We start from the raw sequence: 2,604 nt of genomic DNA on the forward strand, positions 1-2,604 counted from the left end.
GGGCAAGCCCAAGAACTCATCAGCACCGCCCGACGCAAAGCCGGACTGACTACGAACATCCGGTTCCAAGGCCAATACTTCGACCATGAGACCGGGCTGCATTACAATCGGTATCGGTATTACGACCCGCATACGGGGAGGTTTGTATCCAAGGATCCGATTGGGTTAGAAGGAGGAACGAACCTTCAGCAGTATGTGCCGAACCCAACGGAGTGGATTGACCCATTGGGGTTGATAAAACTCGGGTATGACAAGAGTACAGGGTCTTGGGTTACTCCAAATGGTTTAAGCTACGGTCAAGGCTCCCAACATGGCAACCGGGTTAAGCATGTTCTCGAACATGAGTCTCCGAACCCAAATAAGCCTAATCACTCGGTGTTCTGTCCCGCGAAAAAAGGTAGCTCACTGGATGTGGTGGATGAGGCTTGGGCGAAGCGTGGCCAACCGGAGGCCAACGATCCTGGTGCTTATGTTGTTCCGATGGGTAGAGCAATAGGGACTGCAGGAGAGACAAATGTCAGGATAATTACTCGTCCGGGAACGAACGAGATAATTTCAGCATACCCCTGGAAATGAAGGAAATAGAAATGATTTGTCCGCGGTGCGAACAGGATTACATTGTCGAAGCGCGAATCAAGGGGAATGGAAGTTTAATTTATATCTGCCCCGAGTGTGACGCGACATGGCTTTCGAGTGATGAGATCAGTTCCAGCAACTTTTTCGATTACGGAACGTATATGAAGTCCATCGGACGATCTCAATTATGGGACGAATTGGAGATTACCGGGCGAATTTGACAAGAGAGGGCGAGACTCCAAACAAGTCAATGAAACTTATTTCTCCAGGAAGGAAATAAATTGCCAACGCTCTCAGAGTATACAAATGTATACAACACAGCTCTTTTGATACTTAGGGATAAGGGATACTCTCTGTGGATTGATCCTGATAACAACATGTTTTGCGCCGAGAAGGATGGGTGGGATTTTATGGCCGATACTCCTTGTGGGCTTCTGGGGGTTGTTGGGATCTTTGAATGGAAGAAACCCACCAGCTATAAGGAGTACTGGTGGAGAGAGCGCGGAGATGATATTTATGGAATTTTGCCAAAAACACCCCCTGATTACACCCCCGTTTATATGAAAAAAGACATTTAATCATATGAATGATATTTATTTTTTTAGCGTGACCGATGAATATGGTGAATTCTCAAACTTCTCCTTGCATCAGATAAAACTGGAAAAATTGACTTGGCCTACTGTTGAGCATTATTTCCAAGCAAGCAAGTTTACGGACGAAAAATATAAAAACACCATCCGCAATGCTGCAACTCCACTTCTCGCTGCGAGACTTGGGCGCAGTAGAAAAGTCAAAATTCGGAAAGACTGGGAATCGGCAAAAATTGGAGTAATGCGAGATGCAGTACGAGCCAAGTTCCAGCAGCATCCTGATTTGTTGGAAATGCTTCTCGCAACAGGCTCCGCACGGATCTTTGAAGACTCTCCTACAGACAGCTATTGGGGAATTGGCGCCAACCGAAATGGTAAAAACATGCTGGGAAATATCATTATGGAGATACGCGCGGAGTTCGTAAATTCCATGCAGGAACAATAAAGCGGGTTGCACTATATTAAGTCTAGGTTCTACAGCCCCCACACGGGGAGGTTTGTTTCTAAGAACCTGTTCACAATCTTCCAAATGTCGTAAACTTTCGGAATGAGAAGGAAATACCCAAGCGATATCAGCCGTGAGGCATTTGAACATATCCGTCCGCTACTTGAGAGCGTGCGCAAACAGACACGCCCACGGACGGTGGATTTGTACGAAGTGTTCTGTGCGGTACTCTATTTGCTGAAAAGTGGGTGTCAGTGGAGGATGCTGCCAGGGGAGTTTCCTAAATGGCGCACGGTGCATTCTTACTTTGCCAAATGGAGCGAGCCTGATTCAGACGGGGTATCCGTACTGGAGCGGGCTTTAAAAAAATGTGGTTGGCGCGGTCCGTACAAAACAGGGACGCAAGCTCACAACGAGCTTTTTGATCGCCGACGCGCAGAGCGTGAAGAATACTGACAGCGCCACCCACAAAGGGTACGACGCTGGAAAAAAGATCTCCGGCATCAAGCGCCATATTCTGGTCGATACACAGGGTTTGCCGCATGCAATGGCGATCACCACGGCAGAGATGACCGACCGCAAAGGCGCTATTGAGGCCGTAGAAAAACACCGCACTGACCTTGCTGCAGTGACTTGTATTCTGGCTGACGGGGGCTATAGCGGTAAGCCCTTTACGCAAACCATTCATGAACTGTTAGGCGCACAAGTGCAGACCGCCAAGCGTAATGAGCTACACACTTTTTCGGTGATGCCCAAGCGTTGGATTGTTGAGCGCTCCTTTGCCTGGATTGAAAAATGCCGGCGCTTGTGGAAGAACTGCGAACGCTTACTCAACACCAGTTTGCAGTTCCTTCATTTGGCTTTTTTGGTGCTGTTGCTTAAAAGATTATGAACAGGTTCTTAGAACCTGTTCACAATCATTTGAATGTCGTAAGCTGCGGCATGAGAAAGAAATACCCCAGTGATGTGAGCAGGGAAGCGTTCGAACAGATC

The 2,604-nt window shown here is 47.8% G+C and carries 4 protein-coding genes; all 4 read left to right on the forward strand.

Annotated features, from left to right (window positions below; translation table 11 throughout):
• The coding region (locus B145_RS29525; protein WP_169558559.1) for an RHS repeat-associated core domain-containing protein at positions 1-576 on the forward strand (576 nt) is incomplete at its 5' end.
• Positions 577-857: 281 nt separating this feature from the next.
• Positions 858-1,154 (forward strand): hypothetical protein, encoded by a 297-nt coding sequence (locus B145_RS0116235; RefSeq protein ID WP_018608718.1) that lies wholly within the window; start codon positions 858-860, stop codon positions 1,152-1,154.
• Between the two features lie 4 nt (positions 1,155-1,158).
• Positions 1,159-1,611, forward strand: coding sequence for a riboflavin biosynthesis intermediates N-glycosidase (locus tag B145_RS0116240; protein WP_018608720.1), 453 nt, complete (start codon positions 1,159-1,161; stop codon positions 1,609-1,611).
• Positions 1,612-1,713: 102 nt separating this feature from the next.
• Positions 1,714-2,503 (forward strand): IS5 family transposase gene (locus B145_RS0116245; protein ID WP_086010501.1). Its coding sequence is split into 2 segments (ribosomal slippage): positions 1,714-1,976 and positions 1,975-2,503, totalling 792 coding nucleotides; the frame shifts between segments, so codons are not numbered across the junction.
• Positions 2,504-2,604: the final 101 nt, after the last annotated feature.

The sequence above is a fragment of the Uliginosibacterium gangwonense DSM 18521 genome (assembly GCF_000373965.1).
GTDB classification, from domain to species: Bacteria; Pseudomonadota; Gammaproteobacteria; order Burkholderiales; family Rhodocyclaceae; genus Uliginosibacterium; species Uliginosibacterium gangwonense.

Coding starts and splice junctions, on each gene's coding strand:
- B145_RS0116240 (WP_018608720.1), top strand. CDS start 1,159: ATGAATGATATTTATTTTTTTAGCGTGACCGATGAATATGGTGAATTC.